General features: G+C 44.6%; 14 protein-coding genes and 5 tRNA genes. 11 read left to right on the forward strand and 8 right to left on the reverse strand.

Features of this window, described 5'->3' with window-relative positions:
• Genes FTV13_RS06105 through pilB form a run of 3 tightly spaced genes read right to left on the reverse strand, consistent with a single transcriptional unit; the run spans window position 1 to window position 3,854 of the window.
• Window positions 1-864: an A24 family peptidase gene (locus tag FTV13_RS06105; RefSeq protein ID WP_218946452.1), complete on the reverse strand. Its 864-nt coding sequence runs from the start codon at window positions 862-864 to the stop codon at window positions 1-3.
• A 17-nt stretch (window positions 865-881) separates the two neighbouring features.
• Window positions 882-2,114, reverse strand: coding sequence for a type II secretion system F family protein (locus FTV13_RS06110; protein WP_179992193.1), 1,233 nt, complete (start codon window positions 2,112-2,114; stop codon window positions 882-884).
• Between the two features lie 30 nt (window positions 2,115-2,144).
• Window positions 2,145-3,854, reverse strand: coding sequence for a type IV-A pilus assembly ATPase PilB (pilB, locus tag FTV13_RS06115; protein WP_159122714.1), 1,710 nt, complete (start codon window positions 3,852-3,854; stop codon window positions 2,145-2,147).
• Between the two features lie 278 nt (window positions 3,855-4,132).
• Here pilB and tpiA point away from each other — a divergent pair, with 278 nt between their 5' ends.
• From tpiA to FTV13_RS06170, 11 genes are all read left to right on the forward strand, one after another.
• Window positions 4,133-4,924 (forward strand): triose-phosphate isomerase, encoded by a 792-nt coding sequence (tpiA, locus tag FTV13_RS06120; protein ID WP_159122713.1) that lies wholly within the window; start codon window positions 4,133-4,135, stop codon window positions 4,922-4,924.
• Between the two features lie 13 nt (window positions 4,925-4,937).
• A complete protein-coding gene (gene secG, locus FTV13_RS06125) occupies window positions 4,938-5,267 on the forward strand; it encodes a preprotein translocase subunit SecG (RefSeq protein ID WP_159122712.1) in 330 nt (109 codons plus the stop codon).
• A 53-nt stretch (window positions 5,268-5,320) separates the two neighbouring features.
• Window positions 5,321-5,405 (forward strand) — tRNA-Leu (locus FTV13_RS06130).
• A gap of 54 nt (window positions 5,406-5,459) precedes the next feature.
• Window positions 5,460-5,536, forward strand: a tRNA-Met gene (locus FTV13_RS06135).
• An 81-nt stretch (window positions 5,537-5,617) separates the two neighbouring features.
• Window positions 5,618-5,694: transfer RNA gene (locus FTV13_RS06140), tRNA-Met, on the forward strand.
• 71 nt (window positions 5,695-5,765) lie between these two features.
• A tRNA-Met gene (locus FTV13_RS06145) sits at window positions 5,766-5,842 on the forward strand.
• 88 nt (window positions 5,843-5,930) lie between these two features.
• Window positions 5,931-6,007, forward strand: a tRNA-Met gene (locus tag FTV13_RS06150).
• A 224-nt stretch (window positions 6,008-6,231) separates the two neighbouring features.
• On the forward strand, window positions 6,232-6,756 hold the full coding sequence (rimP, locus tag FTV13_RS06155) for a ribosome maturation factor RimP (RefSeq protein ID WP_179992192.1): 525 nt from the start codon (window positions 6,232-6,234) through the stop codon (window positions 6,754-6,756).
• A gap of 35 nt (window positions 6,757-6,791) precedes the next feature.
• Window positions 6,792-8,276: a transcription termination factor NusA gene (gene nusA, locus FTV13_RS06160; RefSeq protein WP_004787201.1), complete on the forward strand. Its 1,485-nt coding sequence runs from the start codon at window positions 6,792-6,794 to the stop codon at window positions 8,274-8,276.
• A 10-nt stretch (window positions 8,277-8,286) separates the two neighbouring features.
• Entirely contained in the window at window positions 8,287-10,998 is a 2,712-nt protein-coding gene (infB, locus tag FTV13_RS06165; RefSeq protein ID WP_180011351.1) for a translation initiation factor IF-2, read from the forward strand.
• Entirely contained in the window at window positions 10,998-11,402 is a 405-nt protein-coding gene (locus FTV13_RS06170) for a ribosome-binding factor A (RefSeq protein ID WP_004810065.1), read from the forward strand. Before infB ends, FTV13_RS06170 begins: the two co-directional genes overlap by 1 nt.
• A gap of 79 nt (window positions 11,403-11,481) precedes the next feature.
• On the opposite strand, the gene FTV13_RS06175 is transcribed toward FTV13_RS06170, so the two are convergent.
• The 5 genes from FTV13_RS06175 to FTV13_RS06195 are packed head-to-tail and all read right to left on the reverse strand — an operon-like array spanning window position 11,482 to window position 14,854.
• A complete protein-coding gene (locus FTV13_RS06175) occupies window positions 11,482-11,880 on the reverse strand; it encodes a Na+/H+ antiporter subunit G (RefSeq protein WP_180011354.1) in 399 nt (132 codons plus the stop codon).
• Between the two features lie 10 nt (window positions 11,881-11,890).
• Entirely contained in the window at window positions 11,891-12,166 is a 276-nt protein-coding gene (locus tag FTV13_RS06180; protein WP_180011356.1) for a monovalent cation/H+ antiporter subunit F, read from the reverse strand.
• Window positions 12,163-12,681, reverse strand: a complete 519-nt coding sequence (locus FTV13_RS06185) for a Na+/H+ antiporter subunit E (protein ID WP_180011358.1) — start codon at window positions 12,679-12,681, stop codon at window positions 12,163-12,165. The genes FTV13_RS06180 and FTV13_RS06185 overlap by 4 nt, the downstream gene beginning before the upstream one ends.
• Window positions 12,681-14,489, reverse strand: coding sequence for a monovalent cation/H+ antiporter subunit D (locus tag FTV13_RS06190; RefSeq protein WP_034169750.1), 1,809 nt, complete (start codon window positions 14,487-14,489; stop codon window positions 12,681-12,683). Before FTV13_RS06190 ends, FTV13_RS06185 begins: the two co-directional genes overlap by 1 nt.
• The gene (locus FTV13_RS06195; protein ID WP_004787185.1) at window positions 14,489-14,854 is read right to left on the reverse strand and encodes a Na+/H+ antiporter subunit C; all 366 of its coding nucleotides are present in this window, start codon (window positions 14,852-14,854) and stop codon (window positions 14,489-14,491) included. Before FTV13_RS06195 ends, FTV13_RS06190 begins: the two co-directional genes overlap by 1 nt.

Raw genomic sequence — 14,854 nt, forward strand, 5'->3', positions numbered from 1 at the left:
TTACTGACCTAAATAGATTTTCATGATCTGCTCACCCCATAAAAAGGCAATCCAGCCGGCAATGGCAATATAAGGGCCAAAGGCAAAGGGCTGATTTTCTTTACGGACTTTAAGCAGGATAATCCCAATAATCGCGCCCACCAATGATGACAATAATACAATGAGTGGTAGGAGCATAGGCCCCATCCAGGCACCTAAGGCAGCTAGTAATTTGAAATCTCCATAGCCCATACCTTCCTTGCCGGTCACCAGCTTAAACAGATAGTACACCACCCACAAGCATAAGAAGCCAATGATATAGCCCCAGATGGCAGAATCAGGGGTAGTATAAATCGCATAACTATTAATGCCCAGGCCGAGTGCAGCCAGCGGCAAGGTATAGCGATCGGGTAATAACTGGGTATCGAAATCAATAAAGGTGAGGGCAATCAGGACATAGGTAAAAACCAGACCAAACAGCATCTGTATGGTAGGCCCAAATACTGCCACCACTATCAGCGCACAAGCAGCTGTGAGAAGTTCAATAAATGGATAGCGGATACTGATTGGATTCTGACAGTTACCACATTTACCACGTAATAAGATCCAGCTAATCACCGGAATGTTCTGATACCAGCGAATAGGAGTCTGACATTTCGGGCAGGTGGAAACTGGTTTGCTTAAAGTAATTTTGTTCTCATCAATGATGGGCTGGTCTGGATGCAAAAACAGCTGGCAATCTGTACGCCATTCCTGTTCCATCATTTTAGGGGTACGGTAAATGACAACGTTTAAAAAGCTACCAATACAAAGACTAAAAAGCCCAACTGCGAGATAAAGCGCAGTTGGGTTTGAAATAAAATAAGAAATAACATTAATAAACAAAATATTTAACCTGTAAATTAGCCAACCACGGAACCCATTTGGAAAATTGGAAGGTACATTGCGATAACAAGGCCACCAACAAGGACACCAAGAATTGCCATAATCAAGGGTTCCATCATGGAAGTTAAACCGTCGACCGCATTGTCGACTTCGTTTTCATAATGCGTCGCAACTTTATCCAGCATAGCATCCAATGCACCTGATTCTTCACCAATCGCAACCATCTGTACAGCCATAGAAGGAAATTTATCCGTGACACGCATGGCAAATTGAAGCTGTTGACCGGTTGCAACATCTTCCTTGATTTTCAATACGGCCTCTTCATAAACCACATTATTGGTCGCACCAGCTGTAGATTCAAGGGCATCAATTAATGGTACACCGGCAGCAAAAGTCGTCGCTAGGGTACGGCTATAGCGGGCAATAATTGCTTTATAGACCAGATCACCAAAAATGGGAGCTTTAAGTGCAGCTCTATCAAGCAAGTCTCGAAATTTTTTACTACGTTTTTTACTTTCAAGAAATATAGTAATAATAATTCCAATGCCAAGAATAAATAAGAACCAGTATTGCTGGAACCAATTTGACAAGTTAACAACAAACTGCGTAAAGGCTGGTAGGTCTGCACCAAATCCTTGAAAAAGTTCTTGAAATACGGGTACCACTTTCACCATCAAAATAATCGTCACAATAATTGCAACCACAATTACTGATATAGGATATTTCATGGCTTTTTTAATTTTTTGCTTTAACAACTCACTTTTTTCTTTGTAAATCGCGACACGATCCAGCATGGTTTCCAGAGCACCAGATTGCTCGCCAGATTCGACCAAAGAACAGAATAGGTTGTCAAAATATTGTGGGTATTTTCGTAATGCTCCGGCAAAAGTATTCCCCCCTTCAACTTCACCTTTGATTCCCAGTACAACCTCGCGCATAGATGGATTTTCCAAACCTTCTGCGACAATTTCAAAGCCTTGTACTAAAGGCACCCCTGCTTTCATCATGGTGGCTAACTGACGGGTGAAGATGGTGATATCCAGCGTGGAAACTTTTTTCTTCATCAAACCTTCGAGAATATTTTTTTTCTTTTCCCGGATGGTTTTGATCGTAATGCCTTGTTTGCGCAAGTTCACTTTTGCCAAGGCCATATTTCGTGCCGGCAATTCCCCCTTGATCTTGGCGCCTTTGCGATCAACCCCTTCATAACTGAAGATCGGTGTCATCTGGCCTTTTTTTACTGCTGCCATAGCTTTATCCTTATTTTATATTCAGCACGATCATTCGCTGGTTACACGATTGACTTCCTGTAAAGAAGTCACCCCCTGCATAACCTTCACTAACCCTGATCGGCGTAAATTGTTAAATCCTGCACGTGCGGAAGCTTCAGCAATTTCAATGGCATTGCCATCTTCCATAATAATTCTTGAAATCTCAGGTGTGACCTTCATAACTTCATAAATACCGACCCGGCCCTTATACCCTTCACGGCATTCATTACAGCCGACTGGCTCATAAATCTGAAATTCAGGGCTTTGTAAATCTGCTTCGGTAAAGCCCATCTCCAGTAAGCTTTGCTTTGGAATGTCAGCCGGTTTTTTACATTGTGAACACAAGCGACGGGCCAGACGCTGCGCAATCACCAGATTGACTGAAGTCGCGATATTGAAAGAAGGTACGCCCATATTACGTAAACGGGTCAAAGTTTCCGGAGCACTGTTGGTGTGCAGAGTTGACATCACCATATGACCTGTTTGCGCTGCTTTGATTGCAATTTCAGCTGTTTCCAGATCACGGATCTCACCGACCATGACAATATCAGGATCCTGACGCAGAAAGGATTTTAAAGCAGCTGCAAACGTCAGGCCAACTTTATTATTGACGTTCACCTGATTAATCCCTTGCAGGTTAATCTCGACTGGGTCTTCCGCAGTAGAAATATTGGTATCTTCACGATTTAAGATGTTTAAGCCCGTATAAAGGGATACTGTTTTACCGGAACCAGTAGGACCGGTAATCAGTAACATCCCTTGCGGTTTATCTAAGGCTTCCATAAATAATTCTTTCTGCTCAGGTTCATAACCTAAAGCATCAATTCCCAGCATGGCACTAGACGGATCTAAAATACGTAGAACCAGTTTTTCGCCAAACAGGGTAGGGAGCGAGTTAACACGGAAGTCGATGGCTTTGTTTTTTGAGAGCTTTAATTTAATACGGCCGTCTTGAGGCACGCGTTTCTCAGAAATGTCCATCTGCGACATAACTTTTAAACGCGATGCCAAACGGTTTGCCAGTTGTAGGGGCGGGGTTGCAATCTGACGTAAAACCCCATCGACACGATAGCGCACCCGATACATTTTTTCATAAGGTTCAAAATGTAGATCCGAAGCGCCCATACGAATAGCATCAATCAGTAACTTATTAATATATTTAACAATAGGGGCTTCTTCACCCTTGTCTTTTTCGTCTTCTTCTTGAGTCGGATCGGCTGTATCGACATTTACATCCAGATCGAAATCATCATCAAAATCAAAAGTACTTTCTTCAGTAAAGTTTTGCTCAATCAGTTTTTCGAGTTTATTGTGTTCAACAATAACAGTTTCAATATTCAGTTTGGTTGCAAAGCGGATGGCATCCGTTGCTTCGATATTGGTCGGATTGCTCGTGGCGACATAAAGAATATTGGCGTTTTTATAAATTGGCAGAATACGATGCTTGGTAATCAGCTTTTCATCAATATCTTCACGCAGGATTTGTCCCGGATCATAAGCACCAATATCAAATAGAGGCTCACCAAATTCTACTGAGATCGTTTCAGCAATGGTAGTAGGGGAAAGATTATGATGACTGACCAAATAGGCCACGATATCTGTTTTTTCCTGTTTGGCATTGGCTAAAGCAGTCCGCATATCTTCAGCTGATAATACCCCTTCATCGACCAGGCGACGAATAAACCCCGTAAATCTTGGTGACCCCTGCAATGCTGTCATGCTTCAAATGCCTATCAATTCAATTTTTTTAATTTGCTATTCTAAAATTATACGTTTGTTATACAAAAATACCATAGCTGAGAATGCTGCAATCTTCGTGATATTCAGTAAAAGCTTGAACTGGTCGGAAGAACCGGGCATTTTTTTCAGTGATAACAAAAAATAACCATTTTGAATAGTCTAAACTGAGAAATAGGATGAATAAAACTATTCTTTAAATTTTACAATTCCGTGTAGAATGTGCCCAATTTAAGATATGTCAGTGAAATAGGTTATTTATGTCGGTTTCGACGATTACCCCTTGGGTGGTGGGCAACTGGAAAATGAATCCAATGCAGGCAGATGCCCAAGCTTTGGTTCAGAATTTAAAAGACTTGCTTGAGTCTGCACCAGTTTCAACAGAGAAATGTCATTTGGGTGTGGCGCCGACAACCCTTGCCTTAACTCAAATTCAAACTGCATTTGCTTCTGCTAATCGCCCTGTATATACCGTAGCACAAGATGTATCACGTATTGCAGGGACAGGCGCCTACACCGGGGAAGTGAGTGCTGAATTATTGGCTGATAGCCAGATTCACTATGTATTGATTGGGCACTCTGAACGTCGTGAAATTTTTGCTGAAAGTTCACAGATTTTAAATACTAAAATCAAGAATGCCTTAAATGCCGGTTTAACCGTAATTTACTGTGTGGGCGAAAGTCTGGAACAGCGTGAAGCAGGGCAGGCAGAAGCGGTGGTTCTCCAACAGATTTGCGATATCGCGACTGTGGTAGAAGATGAACAGTGGAAAAATATCGTGATTGCTTATGAGCCAATCTGGGCCATTGGTACCGGTAAAACAGCTTCTCCAGAAGATGCGCAGGCCATGCATGCCCAAATCCGTCAGGGTTTGAGCCAGATTACAGGTTATGCTGCGACTATGGCGATTTTATATGGTGGTAGTGTAAAACCGGAAAATGCAGTAGAGTTAGCAGCCTGTCCTGACATTAACGGGGCATTGGTGGGTGGTGCATCACTCAATGCTGAGTCGTTCCATCAAATTGCTCAAGCATTTGCAAATACACAATAATTAGGAGTTCAGCATGCAAACTTTTGTGCTGGTAGTGCATATTATCTTAGCGATTTTGATGATTGTCTTGATTTTGGTTCAGCATGGTAAAGGTGCGGATGCAGGTGCATCATTTGGCGGCGGCGGTGCGGCAACGATCTTTGGTGCCTCAGGTTCGGGTAATTTCATGACCCGTTTGACGGCAGTTTTTACCGCATTGTTCTTTGTGACCAGTATTACTTTGGCGATTCTTGCCAAGAAACAAACCACGAATGCGTACAGTTTATCGTCAATTCAATCAGCACCAACTGCGCCTGCGCAACCGGTTGAAACTTCACCAACTGCACCACAAACGACCGAATAATTTTAATTAAACCTTTCTTTTTTTCAGTGATGCGACTAGAATGCGTCACAGCTGCGGTGGTGGTGGAATTGGTAGACACGCTACCTTGAGGTGGTAGTGCTTTCGGGCGTGGGGGTTCAAGTCCCCCCTTCCGCACCAACTTATAATCCAGAATATAAGTTGGTGTATGCAGCTAAAAAAAACTTCTGTTGATGCGGGATGGAGCAGTCTGGTAGCTCGTCGGGCTCATAACCCGAAGGTCGTTGGTTCAAATCCAGCTCCCGCTACCAATCAATCCTTTTTTAAAGACGCAAACTTTTAAAAGGCAGCTTAAATCTGATTTAAGTTGAGAAGAATTATTTGCATGTTGTTGCGGGGTGGAGCAGTCTGGTAGCTCGTCGGGCTCATAACCCGAAGGTCGTTGGTTCAAATCCAGCCCCCGCTACCAATCCTTTAAAGCTGCAAACTTTAAAGGCAGTTTAGTGTAAAATATTAAGCTGAATGTTATTTGTATGCTGATGCGGGATGGAGCAGTCTGGTAGCTCGTCGGGCTCATAACCCGAAGGTCGTTGGTTCAAATCCAGCTCCCGCTACCAATTTTTCAGTAACAGATAACAAATATGCAGAATGATGTGGTTGTGATTGAAAAGTTCGCATCTTTTGTATATAATTTTTGCACGTTGATGCGGGATGGAGCAGTCTGGTAGCTCGTCGGGCTCATAACCCGAAGGTCGTTGGTTCAAATCCAGCTCCCGCTACCAAGTTTCTTAAAAGAGGCTCACAACTATGGTGGGCCTTTTTGCACAGTGGGATTTGAAAAAAGTTCAAATTGTGCATTAATTGGGGCGATTTACGCCCTTTTTTATTGGCTATCGTGTAGTGTCGACAATATTTGGTCAAATCTCCATGTTTCACTACTACTATAGTTTGTATTGGTTTGTAGTGGTCAAATAGATCATAAAATCGCACCAGATGACGAGAGTAAATGAAGCTATCAAATAAAACTCAAGCACTTCAGGACTTGATTGCACCAGCAGTTGAAGCCTGTGATGTAAATCTGTGGGGGATTGAATTCCTGCCACAAGGCAAACGTTCATTATTACGGATCTATATCGACAAACCGGTCGATGAAAATGCAGCACCTGTTGTCAATGAAGATGGCGAAGAAGAGCAGGGTCGTGGTATTGGGGTTCAGGACTGTGTACGTGTCACACAGCAAGTCGGCGCGATCCTGGATGTACATGATCCAATCTCAGGTGAATATTCGCTTGAAGTGTCTTCACCAGGTTGGGATCGTCCATTCTTCCAGCTGGAGCAGATGGCTCATTATATCGGACAAACGGTTGCGCTGCGTTTGATCAGTGCCGTCGATAACCGTCGTAAATTCCAGGCAAAACTGGTTGCAGTCGACCTTGAAAATGAAATGATTCAAGTTGAAGTAGAAAAGCAACAGATTTTGGATATCGACAGTCACAATATCGATAAAGCAAACTTGGTCTATCAAGATTAATTCAATTAATAAGAATCTGAACGAATAGGTGACTTATGGCACGTGAAATTCTTACCGTCGTTGAAACGGTTAGTAACGAAAAAGGTGTAAGTCGTGAAGCAATTTTTGAAGCGCTAGAACAAGCTTTGGTTGCAGCGACTAAGAAGAAATTCTACGAGGGGACTCACTCGGAAGAAGCTCGTCTTCGTGTAGAAATTGACCGTAAAACTGGTGATTATCGTACTTTCCGTCAATGGGAAGTAGTGGCTGATGAAGATCATGAAATGCCTGCCTGTCAGGATGCGATCTCTGATGTTGATCCGGCACAATGGTCGATTGGCGATATCCGTGAACTGGAAGTAGAATCAATCGATTTCGGTCGTATTGCTGCCCAGATCGCGAAACAGGTGATTGTACAGAAGATCCGTGAAGCAGAACGTGCACTGGTTGCCGATGCTTATGAATCTAAAGTCGGTGAGCTGATCTATGGTGAAGTGAAAAAACAAACCAAAGATGGTTTTATCATTGACTTGGGTGACAACGCAGAAGCGTATCTGGCACGTGAAGAGATGATTCCGAAGGAAATCCTTCGTCCGAAACAACGCGTAAATGCGATTCTATATAGCGTTAACCGTGAAGGCCGTGGTGCACAATTGTTGTTGTCACGTGCTAAACCGGAAATGCTGATTGCATTGATGAAAAAAGAAATCCCTGAAATTTCTGAAGAAATCATTGAAATTAAGGCCGCAGCTCGTCAACCGGGTGTTCGTGCTAAAATTGCAGTGAAAACCAACGACCACCGTATTGACCCGGTGGGTGCTTGTATTGGTATGCGTGGTACACGTATCCAGGCTGTACAGCAAGAGCTCAATGGCGAGCGTATTGATGTGGTGGTTTGGTCGGATGATCCTGCGCAATATATCGCAAGCGCATTAGAACCAGCAGATGTATCTAGTATTGTCATCGATGAAGATGCACGTACTGCAGACATCATTTTCGCGACTAGTGATCAGCTAGCTCGTGCAATTGGTTCACAAGGTCAAAACGTTCGTCTGGCATCTGAATTGACTGGCTATAAGCTGGACATGATGTTGGAAGAAGAGTACTACGCACGTCAGCAAAGCGAAGCACAAAAATACCTGGACATGTTTGTTACACGTCTGGATATTGCTGAAGATTTGGCGATGGCGTTGGTAGAAATGGGCTTCACCTCGCTTGAAGAAATTGCTTACGTACCGCCAGAAACGTTTGATGAAATCGAACTGGATGCGGAACTGGTTGAACTACTGCAAAGCCGTGCGAAAGAAATTGCACTTGCTGATGCATTACAACAGCAAGAAAACGTACAAGCGCCAAGTGAAGAACTTGTTGCAATGGAAGGCATGACAGCAGAGATCGCGCAAGCTCTCGCAGCTCGTGGTGTGGTAACCGTAGATGACTTAGCTGACCAAGCGACTGATGATATCGAAGATATCGAAGGTCTCGGTGCTGAGAAGGCCGGTCAACTTATTATGAAAGCGCGCGAATCATGGTTTAACTAGGAGGTAGTATATGACGGACAAGTCGATTAAAGAGTTAGCACTCAGCGTGGGTCGCCATGTTGATAAGCTCCTAGAGCAGGTTCGTGAGGCAGGTTTACCACAGCGTAAAGCTGACGATATTATTACCACCGAACAACAAGACCGCTTAATGAATCATGTGAAAAAGACACAAGGTTCGGATGGCCATGCAGGACAAATCACGTTGAAACGTAAAACGACCAGTACTGCTAAAGTGGCAAGTACTTCAGGTAAGGCGAAAACGATTAATGTAGAAGTTCGCAAGAAACATACATTCGTCAAGCCAGACCCGGAACAAATTAAAGCAGAAGCTTTAGCGAAGGCTCAAGCTGAACAGCAAGCGAAAGCAGAAGCTGAACAGAAGTCAGCTCCAGCTAAAAAACCTGCTGATGCACCTAAATCAGGTACAAACAATGCAAGCAAAGCCCTAGAAGCAATGCGTGCAGCTCAGAAACAAGAAACTGAGAAACAGGAAACACCTAAAGCAGCTGTTGTGGTAAAACGCAAATCAACTAACAAGCCGATTGTGAAAGCAGCGGTTAAACAAGTTGAAACAGCAGAACAGAAAAAAGCGCGTGAAGCTCAAGCCGCTCAATTAAAAGCAGCTGAAGAAGCAGCACGTCGCAAGGCAGCTGAAGAAGCACAACAACGCACCCTTGAGCAAATGCGCAAGATGGCGTCGAAGTATTCTTCTGAAGATACCACTGCAACTATTCGTGTGATTGATGATTCTCCACTTGCTGCTGGTCTGGTTGGCCAGGCATATGAAGACTCATTTGCGAAAGAAGACCGCGAAATTAAACGTGGTACTAACACTTCAAATACACGTTCACCGAAAAAAGGTGGTCGTCGTGGTGAAGAGCAGTCTTTCCGTGATAACTCACACAAACGTGGTTTGAAATCTAGCCAAGCGAACAAGCATGGTTTTGAAAAACCAGTGAAAAAACAGGTTTATGACGTTGAAATCGGTGAAACGATTGTCGTTGCTGACCTGGCTGCGAAAATGGCAGTTAAGGTTCGTGAAGTGATCAAGTCACTGATGAAAATGGGTGAACTGGTTACTCAAAACCAGGCGATCGATCAGGAAATCGCGGCTCTTGTGGTTGAAGAAATGGGCCATAACCCAGTACTGGTTTCTGAAACTGCAGTTGAAGATAACCTGCTTGAACAGGCTGAAGAAGCTCGTGGTGCGCAAACCACTCGTGCGCCAGTTGTGACTATCATGGGTCACGTTGACCATGGTAAAACATCGCTTCTAGACCGTATTCGTCGTGCCAAAGTGGCGCAAGGCGAAGCAGGTGGTATTACCCAGCATATCGGTGCTTATCATGTAACAACTGATAAAGGTATTATCACCTTCTTGGATACTCCGGGACACGCAGCGTTTACTGCAATGCGTTCACGCGGTGCCAAAGCGACTGATATCGTAGTCCTGGTTGTTGCAGCAGATGATGGTGTGATGCCACAAACTGCAGAAGCAATCGATCACGCACGTGCAGCAGGTACGCCAATCATTGTTGCAATCAACAAGATGGATAAAGACTCTGCTGATCCAGATCGCGTATTGAACGAATTGACCACCAAAGAAATCGTACCTGAAGAATGGGGCGGTGACGTTCCTGTAGCGAAAGTATCTGCACATACTGGTGCCGGTATTGATGAACTTCTTGACCTGATTTTAATTCAGTCTGAATTGCTTGAATTGAAGGCGTCTGAAGAAGGTGCGGCACAAGGTGTTGTGATTGAAGCGCGTGTTGATAAAGGCCGCGGTGCAGTGACTTCTATTCTGGTTCAAAACGGTACGCTGAAAGTGGGTGACCTGGTACTTGCTGGTTCATCTTATGGCCGCGTTCGTGCCATGACCGATGAAAACGGTAAACGTATCAAGTCTGCAGGTCCTTCGATTCCAGTCGAAATTCTGGGTCTTCCAGAAGCGCCGATGGCAGGTGACGAAGTTCTTGTTGTGAATGACGAGAAGAAAGCACGTGAAGTTGCCGATGCGCGTATGGATCGTGAACGTCAAAAACGTCTTGAACGTCAATCTGCAATGCGTCTTGAAAACATCATGGCGTCTATGGGCAAAAAAGATGTGCCGATCGTCAATGTGGTATTGAAAACTGATGTACGCGGTACATTGGAAGCGCTGCATGTTGCATTGGCTGAGCTTTCAACGGATGAAGTAAAAGTACGTATCATTGGTTCTGGTGTTGGTGCGATTACTGAATCTGACGTAACGCTTGCTGAATCTTCAGAAGCGGTTCTTCTTGGCTTTAACGTACGTGCCGACAATACTGCACGTCAAAAAGCAGACGCAGACAGTATCGACATTCGTTACTACTCAGTGATCTATCAATTGATTGATGACGTGAAAGCAGCGATGAGCGGTAAGCTGGCTCCTGAACACCGTGAAACCATCTTGGGTGTTGCTCAAGTACGTGAAGTGTTCCATTCAAGCAAATTTGGTGCTGCAGCAGGCTGTATGGTACTTGAAGGCGTATTACACCGTAACAAACCGATTCGCGTATTACGTGATGACGTGGTGATCTTCCAGGGCGAGCTAGAATCTCTTCGTCGCTACAAAGAAGTGGTGGAAGAAGTTCGTGCCGGTATGGAATGTGGTCTTGCGGTGAAAGGCTATAAAGACATCAAACCTCTCGACAAGATCGAAGTGTATGATGTGCAATTGATTAAACGGAGTCTTTAATGGCGGGTAGTCAACGTCTGAAGCGTATGGCGGATACGGTACAACGCGAGTTGTCTGAACTGATCCGTCAGGAGCTGAAAGATCCACGTCTGGGTGGTCTGGTGACCATCTCAGCCGTGAAGGTGAGCCCAGACTTAGGATATGCAGAAGTTTATGTCACAGTAATGGGTCGTGAACTTGGTGATGAGCAAAGTGAAGCGGCAAATAAAGAAACACTCGATGTCCTGAATAAGGCATCCGGGTTCCTGCGCCATGAACTGAGCCGTCGGATCAAGACACGTATTACACCTCGTCTACGTTTCCATTACGACAAAACCAATGCATATGGTAACTATATGTTTGGTCTGATTGCTGAAGCAGTGAAGGATTTACCTCCTGCTGAAGACAAGAAAGATGAAGAATAAGCTTTTATAAAGCGCAATAAAAAAGCCACCTTAGGGTGGCTTTTTTATTGTTGAACTTTTAAGTAGAACTGGCTAACTATTACTTTGAATCCTGGTCATTCATTTTCTTTTCATAAAATGCACGACGGCGGGTTTTCTGCCAAGGCAATGGACGTTCTAGTGTTTCTGGCACTTCACCACTCATCGAGCGCAAACGTAAATGCAAGGCCGCTTGCGCCATCAGGTTGGCAGATACCGGTGCAGTAATGAAGGCAAACAGGGTAATCAGTATTTCAGCAAAACCTAAACGACCATAGATAGCCGAAAAAATAATAGAAGCGATCAGAAAGCTTCCCAGGCCTAAGGTACTGGATTTAGTCGGTGCATGCAGACGCATAAAAAGGTCGGGTAGACGTATCATCCCAATGCCACCCACCAGCATAAAAAAGGCGCCAATCAATAAAAAAATCGAAACTAGTATTTCTAAAATTAAAGGCATTTAAAAACTCCTAGTCGATGACATGTCCAGTGGTAAAATAGCGGGCAAGGGCAGCGGTAGAAACAAAGCCCAGCATGGCCACCAGTAGGGCACCTTCAAACATGAAAGTGCTGCTCCAGTAGATTCCCAGAATCACCACCAGACAGGTTGCATTTAAAAATAGGGTGTCCAGTGCCAGCAGACGGTCAACGATTGAGGGGCCCATAACCAGTCGGATCAGACACAGTAACATGGAGATCGTGACAGCACCCAGACAAATCAGCAATACATATGGCAGAATGGTCATGCTTCAGCTCCTGATTGTGCGCTAAAAATTTTAATCAAAGGTTGTTCATAGCGCTGTTTGATGGTTTCAATTTCAGCCTCTTCATCATCCGTGCTTAAGGCATGCACCAGAATATCGCCACGATCCTGATCAATCCCCGCAGAGACTGTACCTGGTGTGGTGGTAATAATCATTGCCAGCAAAGTATTCACTTCTTCATGCTCGGTATCCAGAGGAACACGAAACCATTTTGGATGCAGATTTTTGGTCGGTCCCAGTACTAAAATCGCGACTTTAATATTAGCGACAATGATGTCCCAAACAACGATCCAAAACAGGCGCATCGCCGGGATCCACCGGATATTCGGCGTGTAATCAATGAAAGGGGCGACCATTCTCGGAATCAAGATCGCCAGAAATATTGACATAAGGAGTGTGCCGGCTTCCATATTATGGGCCAGCATGATCCAGCTCATCGCCACAATGACCGAAACGAAAGGATGTGGGAACCAGCGTTGAAGTAATGATTCAGCCATTAAAGTCCCTCCGCCGGTTTAAGTTGATTGTCGTCGTATTTGTTCTGTTCAATATACTGCTTATCAATCTGACGCTGTTTAAATTCAGAAATATGATCGCCATTTAAGGTATTTTCTGAAATGACATAAGGAATCAGGTGCGCATTTGGATCAGGCGTTTCACCACCGTATTTGGTTTCTGGTAAATAACCCGGATCAAATGGCTGAACACTGATGAACTTGCCTTCAGCATCACGTTTTAACAGTGCTGCTTCATAAATCGGATTGGTTTTAATCTGTGCTGCGGTCTGATAATTATATTGATAAATCGGTGCAGCAAAAACAACGTAGGCTGTCAGACTGAGCAATAATAGATAAATAACCCGGTCATTCCGTGCTGGTGCCTTGCTGGGCAAGGATTCATATTTGCTGAATTCTTCAGAATTTTCATCCTGTTCTGGTCGGCTTGAACGCCAGAACAGAATAAAACCAACCCGGGTAAAAGCCAGAATACTTAGTAAGCTGACCAGTAGAACCGTAAAGATAATCAGCATTTGATGTTCAGACTGTCCTGAAGCTTGCAGGATAAACACTTTACCGAAGAAGCCACTGAAAGGTGGCAAGCCGGCCATCATCAAGGCAATGATGAAATACACAATAGAAACCAGCTTATTCTGTTTCATCTGTGGGGCAATTTTAAAGTGATCTTTAAATTCACCGCGTTGTGAGGTAATCCAGCCACACAGGATATAAAACGCTGCGCCAATCAGGGTACTGTGCACCATATAATACAAGGCACCTGCCCAGGCTTGGGTACTGTTCATGGCAATCGCAATCAGAATGGTGCCGACTGAAGACAGGATCATAAAGCCGACAAAACGGCGTAGACGTTCAGTCCCAATGGCACCAAATGCGCCATACAGTGAAGTAATCACCCCAATGACCAGCAGACAGTTCATCAGGATCTGATGACTGTATTCATCATCAAATACAGTACCATTGACCCGGATAATCGCGTAGATCCCGACTTTGGTCATGATGGTAAACAGGGCAGCCACCGGAGTAGTTGCCACAGCATACGTTTTAGGAAGCCACAGGCCTACCGGTAACATGGCTGCCTTGATCCCGAACACCACAAATAGCATCAGTCCGCCCGCAACGGCCAGCTTATGCTCATCTCCTGCCAAAGTTGGCATCAGACGAGCAACATCAGCCATATTCAGGCTGCCGACACTGCCATAAATCATCCCGAGTCCGATCAGGAACATGGCAGAAGCAAGCAGGTTAATAGCCACATAATGCACACCGAGCTGAAAGCGTGCCTTGCCTTGCCCATGCAAAAGCAGGACATAGGATGCCATTAACAGGATCTCGAAGAACACGAACAGGTTAAACAAGTCACCGGTCAGGAAGGCACCACTAAGCCCCATTAATAGAAAATGGACCATGGCATGGAAATAACGCCCGCGAATATCCCATTCTTTGCTGGCATACCAAACGATGGGCAAAGCGAGTGTATAGGTCAATACCAGCATCAAGGCAGATAGTTGGTCCAGGACCAGCACAATACCAAAAGGGGCAGCCCATTCACTTAAAGTGTAGACACTGATCTGTCCTTGGCTGCTATTGATCAGATAGCCAATCGCCATAATCAGACCCAATAGGGTCGAAATATGACTCACGCCACGACGCCACGGCTGACGCCAGTCGGTAATCAGAGAGCCGGAACCTGGGTTACCTAATAGTACTAAAATAAAGGCAGTAAACGCCGGTAAAAGAATACTGAAAATAGGGGTGTGTTGATTCAAGAAGTTGAGAAGATCAGTCATTACGGCTCATCCTCACGTGGGTCATGTTGCGGTATCTCTTCTTTGGAATCAACGTGGTCTGTTCCTGATTCATAACGGCTACGTAAGGCCAGCTGTACAATAAAGGCGGTGGTGGCAAAACCAATTACAATTGCGGTTAAAACCAAGGCCTGAGGTAAAGGATCGGTGACCTGCGTGGCTTCGGTGAGCACTGCAGGCGAATTCATCTGAATACGGCCCATGGCAAATAAAAACAGGTTCACTGCATAACCAATCATGGCCAGTCCAAGGACGACCGGAAAGGTACGTGCCCGCAGAATCAGATAGATCCCGGTGGCAGTAAGTAGGCCAATTGCTGAGGCTAATAAAAGTTCTAAACTAATCAT

Source organism: Acinetobacter sp. YH12235, from assembly GCF_013417705.1.
Lineage (GTDB): Bacteria > Pseudomonadota > Gammaproteobacteria > Pseudomonadales > Moraxellaceae > Acinetobacter.

Bases quoted from the DNA above. Each gene is read 5' to 3' on its own strand.
- FTV13_RS06175 (WP_180011354.1), bottom strand. From the start codon at position 11,880: ATGCCTTTAATTTTAGAAATACTAGTTTCGATTTTTTTATTGATTGGC.
- FTV13_RS06170 (WP_004810065.1), top strand. From the start codon at position 10,998: ATGGCGGGTAGTCAACGTCTGAAGCGTATGGCGGATACGGTACAACGC.
- secG (WP_159122712.1), top strand. From the start codon at position 4,938: ATGCAAACTTTTGTGCTGGTAGTGCATATTATCTTAGCGATTTTGATG.
- FTV13_RS06190 (WP_034169750.1), bottom strand. From the start codon at position 14,489: ATGACTGATCTTCTCAACTTCTTGAATCAACACACCCCTATTTTCAGT.
- tpiA (WP_159122713.1), top strand. From the start codon at position 4,133: ATGTCGGTTTCGACGATTACCCCTTGGGTGGTGGGCAACTGGAAAATG.
- rimP (WP_179992192.1), top strand. From the start codon at position 6,232: ATGAAGCTATCAAATAAAACTCAAGCACTTCAGGACTTGATTGCACCA.
- FTV13_RS06110 (WP_179992193.1), bottom strand. From the start codon at position 2,114: ATGGCAGCAGTAAAAAAAGGCCAGATGACACCGATCTTCAGTTATGAA.
- FTV13_RS06180 (WP_180011356.1), bottom strand. From the start codon at position 12,166: ATGACCATTCTGCCATATGTATTGCTGATTTGTCTGGGTGCTGTCACG.
- infB (WP_180011351.1), top strand. From the start codon at position 8,287: ATGACGGACAAGTCGATTAAAGAGTTAGCACTCAGCGTGGGTCGCCAT.
- nusA (WP_004787201.1), top strand. From the start codon at position 6,792: ATGGCACGTGAAATTCTTACCGTCGTTGAAACGGTTAGTAACGAAAAA.
- FTV13_RS06195 (WP_004787185.1), bottom strand. From the start codon at position 14,854: ATGATTAGTTTAGAACTTTTATTAGCCTCAGCAATTGGCCTACTTACT.
- FTV13_RS06185 (WP_180011358.1), bottom strand. From the start codon at position 12,681: ATGGCTGAATCATTACTTCAACGCTGGTTCCCACATCCTTTCGTTTCG.
- pilB (WP_159122714.1), bottom strand. From the start codon at position 3,854: ATGACAGCATTGCAGGGGTCACCAAGATTTACGGGGTTTATTCGTCGC.